The sequence below is a fragment of the Streptomyces katrae genome (assembly GCF_000966975.1).
Classification (GTDB): domain Bacteria; phylum Actinomycetota; class Actinomycetes; order Streptomycetales; family Streptomycetaceae; genus Streptomyces; species Streptomyces katrae.
The window spans coordinates 1-6,045 of sequence record NZ_JZWV01001181.1 but is presented as its reverse complement, the minus strand read 5'-3'; the positions used below and the strand labels follow the sequence as shown (position 1 = coordinate 6,045).

The 6,045-nt window shown below is 75.2% G+C and carries 5 protein-coding genes; 2 read left to right on the top strand and 3 right to left on the bottom strand.

The window, feature by feature from the left end:
• Nucleotides 1–239: hypothetical protein (locus tag VR44_RS34570; protein ID WP_045951601.1), on the bottom strand; the 239-nt coding region annotated here is incomplete at its 3' end.
• A gap of 92 nt (nt 240–331) precedes the next feature.
• Between VR44_RS34570 and VR44_RS34565 the strand changes: the two genes are divergently transcribed.
• Nucleotides 332–787 (top strand): hypothetical protein, encoded by a 456-nt coding sequence (locus VR44_RS34565; RefSeq protein WP_045951602.1) that lies wholly within the window; start codon nt 332–334, stop codon nt 785–787.
• A 24-nt stretch (nt 788–811) separates the two neighbouring features.
• Here VR44_RS34565 and VR44_RS34560 read toward each other — a convergent pair whose 3' ends face one another.
• On the bottom strand, nt 812–2,761 hold the full coding sequence (locus VR44_RS34560; RefSeq protein WP_045951600.1) for a heavy metal translocating P-type ATPase: 1,950 nt from the start codon (nt 2,759–2,761) through the stop codon (nt 812–814).
• Between the two features lie 96 nt (nt 2,762–2,857).
• On the opposite strand from VR44_RS34560, the gene VR44_RS34555 reads away from it, so the two are divergent.
• The gene (locus VR44_RS34555; RefSeq protein ID WP_045951599.1) at nt 2,858–3,163 is read left to right on the top strand and encodes an ArsR/SmtB family transcription factor; all 306 of its coding nucleotides are present in this window, start codon (nt 2,858–2,860) and stop codon (nt 3,161–3,163) included.
• 41 nt (nt 3,164–3,204) lie between these two features.
• Here the strand turns inward: VR44_RS34555 and VR44_RS34550 are convergent, their stop codons facing one another.
• Nucleotides 3,205–5,934 carry a DNRLRE domain-containing protein gene (locus tag VR44_RS34550; protein ID WP_211275186.1) on the bottom strand — a complete coding sequence of 910 codons (2,730 nt, stop codon included), beginning with the start codon at nt 5,932–5,934 and terminating at the stop codon, nt 3,205–3,207.
• Between the last annotated feature and the right edge of the window lie 111 nt (nt 5,935–6,045).

The window sequence follows — 6,045 nt, the reverse complement described above, 5'->3', positions numbered from 1 at the left end:
GTCCGGCGGGCCGTCCGCAGCCGGCGCACCGCGCCGTGGCCGCGCCGGCTCCATTCGGCGCGCGGCAGCCCGGCGCGCTGGCCGCCGCCAGCGATCAGGGCGTTGACCGGGGTGTGCGGGTCGGCGCCGAGCCCCTTGGCGGCCAGGACCCCGACGACGAGGGGTACGAGGGCCACGGCGAGGGCGGATCCGGCGCAGGTCACCCGCTGCAGGTGCGGGCGGGGGGTCGGCGAGGTCATGGCGTCATTCCAGCAGCGCCGGCGCGGCGGGGAATCGGCGCGCGTACTCAGGCCGTTGGACCGGGGTACTCAGACGGCGGAGGGCGGGCGTGGTGGCGGATCCCCAGGGGCAGGGCTTCGAGCCCGCGACGGGCGACGGTGCGGAGCCGTCGGGTGCCGGACGGGCGGCGGAGCTGCGCACCGCGTACGAGGGGCTGCTGCAGATCCGCCGCCTGCTGACGGGCGGCGAGCGCGGGCCCGCCCCGTGGGAACTGCGGATGATGCCGCGGGCGGTGGCCCTGGTCCTGGAGGCGGCCGGGTTCCCGCCGTCGGCGGTGGACCCGGCCGGCCGGCGCAGCCGCACGGGTTACCGGGTGGCGCCCGGGGCGCGGGGGCTGGTGGAGGTCACCTGGGCCGGCCCGCCCGGCAGCGGGGCCGCCGGGGAGGAGGCGGAGCGCCTGGCGGCGTGCGCGGAGGAACTGGAGCGCCACGGCTGGGACTGCCTCGTCTACCGGGGCCCGCGCGGGCGCCGGTTCCTGGAGGTGGGCGCGCCCCACCCCGGAGGGTGAGGCGCGCCCGCGCGGGTCCGCCGTTCAGCTCCGCTCCCGGTAGCGCAGCAGGCGCAGGGCGTTGGCGACCACGACGAGGGTGGAGCCCTCGTGGACCAGGACCGCCGGGCCGATGCCCAGGCCGAGGGCGGTGGCCGGGACGAGGACGGCGACGATGCCCAGGCTCAGCCAGAGGTTCTGCCGGATGATCCGGCTCGCCCGGCGGCTGAGGCCGGTGACGAAGGGCAGGCGGCGCAGGTCGTCGGACATCAGGGCGATGTCGGCGGTCTCCAGGGCCACCGCCGAGCCGGCGGCGCCCATGGCCACGCCCACGGTGGCCCCGGCCATGGCGGGGGCGTCGTTCACCCCGTCACCGATCATGGCCGTGGGGGCCGTGCGGCGCAGCCGGGCCACCTCGGTGACCTTGTCCTGCGGCATCAGGCCGCCGAGCGCCTCGTCCATGCCGACGGCGCTCCCCACGGCGTCGGCCACGCGCTGGTCGTCGCCGGACAGCATCACGGTGCGGGTCACGCCGAGGCCGCGCAGGGCGGCCACGGTCCCGGCGGCCTCGGGGCGGGGGGCGTCCATCAGGCCGAGGGTGCCCAGCCAGCGGTCGCCGCGGCGGACCAGCATCGTGGTGCGGCCGGTGCGGGCGAGTTCCTCCGTGCGGTCGCGCAGGGCGGCCGGTACGGGCGGGCCGGCGAGGGCGTCGGCGTAGGAGAGGCTGCCGATGTGGACGGGCTCGCCGTCGAGTTCGGCGCTGACCCCGCGGCCGATGACGGCGCGCAGGCCGGTGGCCTCGGCGGTCCTGGTCCCGGTCGGCGGGGGCGGCGCGTCCCTTACGACGGCCTGGGCGAGGGGGTGGTCGCTGAGGCGCTGGACGGCGACGGCGGTGCGCAGCAGTTCCTCGCGGGCGGCCCCGTCGGCGGTCACGGCCTCGGTCAGGCGGGGGCGGCCCTCGGTGAGGGTGCCGGTCTTGTCGAAGGCGAGGGTGCGCAGGCGGCCGAACTCCTCCAGCGGGGCTCCGCCCTTGACGAGTACGCCGCCGCGCGCGGCCCGGCCGACGGCGCTGAGGACGGCGGCGGGGGTGGCGATGGCCAGGGCGCAGGGGCTGGCGGCGACGAGGACGGCCATGGCCCGGTAGAAGCTGTCGGTGAAGGGCTCGCCGGTGAGGGCCCCGTAGCCGAGCAGGGCGGCGACGAGGGCGAGCACTCCGGGGACGAACACCTTCTGGAAGCGGTCGGTGAAGCGCTGGGTGGGTGAGGTGCGCTCCTCGGCGTCCTGGACCATGCGGACCACCCGGGCGAGGGTGTTGTCGGCGGCGAGGCGGGTGACGACGACCTCGAGGGAGCCGGATCCGTTGACGGTGCCGGCGTAGACCCGGTTCTCCGGGCCGGTGGCGGAGGGGCCGGCGAGGGCGGCGGCCCGGTCGGGGACCGGGGTCTTGTCGGCGGGGACGCTCTCCCCGGTGATGGGCGACTGGTCGACGCTGCCGCTGCCGGCGGCGACGAAGCCGTCGGCGGGGACGCGGGTGTGCGGGCGGACCAGGACGGTGTCGCCGACGGTCAGCTCCTCCACGGGCACCTCGACGGTGGCGCCCGCGGCCCGCCGGACGAGGGCGGTGCGGGGGGCGAGGGCACCGAGGGCCTCGACGGAGCGCCGGGCGCGGCCCAGGGCGTACTCCTCCAGGGCGTGGCCGACGCTGAAGAGGACGAGGAGGACGGCGCCCTCCTCCCAGCGGCCGATCGCGGCGGCGCCGGCCGCGGCGACGAGCATCAGGAAGTCGACCTGGAAGCGGCCCTTGCGCAGGGCGCCGAGGGCCTCACGGAGGGTGAAGAGGCCGCCGAAGGCGTAGGCGGCCATGAAGAGGGCCTGTGCGGCGGGGCCGCCGTTGCCGGTCAGCTGGAGGGTCAGGCCGGTGAGGTAGACGGTGAGGGCGAGCAGGGCGCTGACCGGCTCCGCGCGCTCCGCTGCCTTCTTCAGCACGACGTTCATGGCATCAATATATCAAGACATCGAAATGTGTCGACCTGTGGAAGTCGTGATGTTCCGATGTGTCGATCCCCTGATACGGCGATCTAGGGTGGGGCCATGGAACACACGCTCACCGAGCCCGACGCCGCGGCCGTCGCGGAGGTCATGCAGGGCCTCGCCTCGCCCGCCCGGATCCGGATCCTGGCCCGGCTGCTGGAGGCGCCCTGCTCGGTCGGGGAGCTGGCCGAGGCGCTCGGCCTCGGCCAGCCCACCGTCTCCAACCACCTGCGCCTGCTGCGCCACCTCGACCTGGTGGCCGGCCGGCGCGACGGGCGCAGCGTGGTCTACGAGCTGCACGACGAGCACGTCACCGCCCTGCTGCGGCAGGTGCTGGAGCACGTCCACCACGGCCGTCGGGCGTAGGACGGGCCGGGGGCCCGGCGGCAGGGTGCCTCCCGCCGCCGCTACGGGGCGCCGAAGGTGAGCGTCAGCCTCGGCGTCGCCTCACCGGCCGCCGCCTCCGAGGACCACAGCCACAGGGCGTCGGTCCCGGCGCTGGTCAGCGCCAGGCTGTAGGAGCCACCCAGCGCGCCGGCCACGGCGGCCGTGTTCAGCCCGGCGGTGTGCACCGCCGAGCCGTCCGGGACCCCGGGGAAGGCACCGAGCGCCGGGGCTCCCGTGCCCGGGCGGTTGTTGTACGTGGTGCCGGCCTCCGTCCACGCGCCGGTGACCGGGACGACCGAGACGGTGTCGGTGGTGCCGGCGCCGGCCATCGTGCTGGTCTTCACGCTGAGCGTGGCCGACTTGAGCACCTTGCCCGCCGGGGCCGCCGGCAGGTCGAAGCGCAGGTAGCTCGTGTAGAGGGAGGTCCCGCGCACGGCCAGGGAGCCGGAGGTGCCGTAGTTGGCGTCCGGGGCGCCCGCGTTGGCGTAAGTGTCCTCGGCCGCGGTGACCTGGACGGTCGAGTCGGCCGGGGCGGAGGCGAGGGCGTAGTGGTTCTGCACCTGCGCCGCGCTCAGGACGGCCGGGTAGACGGCCGTCTCGTCCATCAGGCCCGCCCAGTGCTCGCTGGTGGGACGGTCCGGCCAGCCGCCGAGTCCGTCGAAGCCGACGCGCCAGTAGCCCGTGTAGTTCTCGTGGGTGGTGACGTTGAGGGTGCCGCGCTGGACTCCGTCCACGTACAGGGCCATCCCGCCGGGGCCCTGGGTGGCGACGACGTGGTGCCACTTGTCGTCGTTGAACGCGGCGGCGGTCGTGATCGTCCGGGTCGCGCCGGTGTAGACCCCGTAGACCAGCCGGCCGTCGTCGGTCATGTAGACGTGCTTGTCGTAGTGGCCGCTGCCGTTGATCTGCTGGCTGCCGAAGCCGACGAGCTTGCCGCCGCGGGTGGTGTTCGTCCTGAACCAGGTCTCGATGCTGTAGCTGCCGCCCACCGTCTGGCGGCGGTCGCCGTACACGTGCGCGTCGGTGCCGTTGAAGCCGATCGCGGTGCTCGCGCCGGCCACCGCCCCCGGGGTCTGGCGCAGGGCCGGACCGTAGTGGTGGACGCCCGCCTGGTCGCCGTCCGAGGAGTCGGCGACGTACGGGAGCACCGCGTCGTCGTAGCGCCAGTACAGCTGGGCGCCGTCCGCGCGGACCTGGTTCGCGTACGCCTCCGGCGAGGTCGGCACGGTGACGGCCGCCGGGGCCGAGAGGGCGCTGACGTTGCCCGCCGCGTCGGTGACCGTCACCCGGTAGGTGTACGACTGGCCGGGCTGGACGGTGGTGTCGGTCCAGGAGGCCTGCGGGCGCTTGAAGAACAGCGAGTCCGCGGTGACCGTGCCGATCGGGGACGCCGCGCCGTTGCGGTAGATCCGGTAGGTGAGCGCGCTGTCGTCGAGGTCGAGGCTGGTGCGCCAGCGCACCTGGACCGCGCCGGGCTTCACGCTCGCGGCACTGGCCAGGGGAACCGTCGGGGCGCCCGTGTCGCCCGTGGAGGAGAACCGGGTCAGGCTCTGCTGCGCCGCGCCGTTGACGGTGGTGAACTCGCCGCCCACCCACAGGTACTGCGTCCCGCCCTTGGAGCCGACGGTCATCACGCGCGGCCCGATGCCCTCGCCGACGCCGTCGTTGGTGTCGGGCGCCCAGCCCAGTTTGCCGACACTGGTGGTGGGCTGCGCCAGCAGGTGGTGGCGCTGGCCGTCGGGGTATTCGCCGACGCTGGAGCAGTCGTGCGCGTGCGAGGCGCTGTAGAGCACGTTCTGGTACGGCAGCACGGCCTGGGTGGCGCCCAGGCAGGTGTCGCGCCAGCGCTGGCCGAAGCCGGAGAGGTCGAGGGCGATGCGGCCGTCGAAGACCCCGCCGCCGGTGCCCTCGTTGGCGGTGTAGAAGCCGGTGGCGTCGGTCGCGATGTCCTTGACCACGGAGTTGGTCTCGATGAAGCCCGGGTAGCCCTTGGTGAGGGCGCCGGTGGCGGAGTCGACGACGGCCAGGGCGTGCGTGTTCGTCCCGTTGACGGTGAAGAAGTCACCGCCGAGCAGGACGTTCTTGCCGTCCGGGGTCACCTCGACGGCGCGGCCCGGCTCGTCCGCGTCGGCCGTGAAGGGCCGCAGCGCCCCGTCCGCGGCGGCGACGGCGGCGAAGCGCTGCCTGGGCTGTCCGTTGACGCCGAGGAAGTCGCCGCCCGCGTAGACGGTGTCGCCGGAGACGGCGATGGCCCGTACGGTGGCCGCGAAGGCGGGGCGGAAGGACGGCTTCACGGTGCAGGTGGCCACGTCGATGGCGGCCATGCTGGAGACCGGCGTGCCGTTGACGGCCCCGAAGTAGCCGCCCGCGTAGAGCGTCTTCTTGTCCGGTGAGAGGGTGAGCGCGCGGACGGTGGCGGTGCCGCTGCCGATGGTGAAGGACAGCGTGCAGGCGGTCGGGGCGCCGGTCGCCGCGTCGAGGGCGGCGAAGTTCACCGCCGGCTGCTCGCTGCCCGCGCCGCCGGCGGGCGGGCGGACGGCGGAGAAGGTCCCGCCGACGAAGACGGTGCCCCCGGCCTCGGCGAGGGCCCAGACGATGCCGTTGGGCTGCCAGGTGGGCAGCGCGTCGGCGGTGAAGGCCACGGGCGGGGTGACGGCGGCGGCCTGCGGGACGAGGCCGAGCCCCACGACCGCCCCGGTGCCGGCCAGCGACAGGGCGAGAGCGGCTGCCAGCCCTCTGGATCTACGCATGAACCCCCCAGTTCGTATCCGTTGTCCGTACGGGCGCACCCTAGGTCGAATTGCCTTCCGGGTCACCGGACTTGACCCATCCGTGCCGAACGGCGGCCCGGCCGGGAGGAC

Coding starts and splice junctions, on each gene's coding strand:
- VR44_RS34550 (WP_211275186.1), bottom strand. CDS start 5,934: ATGCGTAGATCCAGAGGGCTGGCAGCCGCTCTCGCCCTGTCGCTGGCC.
- VR44_RS34560 (WP_045951600.1), bottom strand. CDS start 2,761: ATGAACGTCGTGCTGAAGAAGGCAGCGGAGCGCGCGGAGCCGGTCAGC.
- VR44_RS34555 (WP_045951599.1), top strand. CDS start 2,858: ATGGAACACACGCTCACCGAGCCCGACGCCGCGGCCGTCGCGGAGGTC.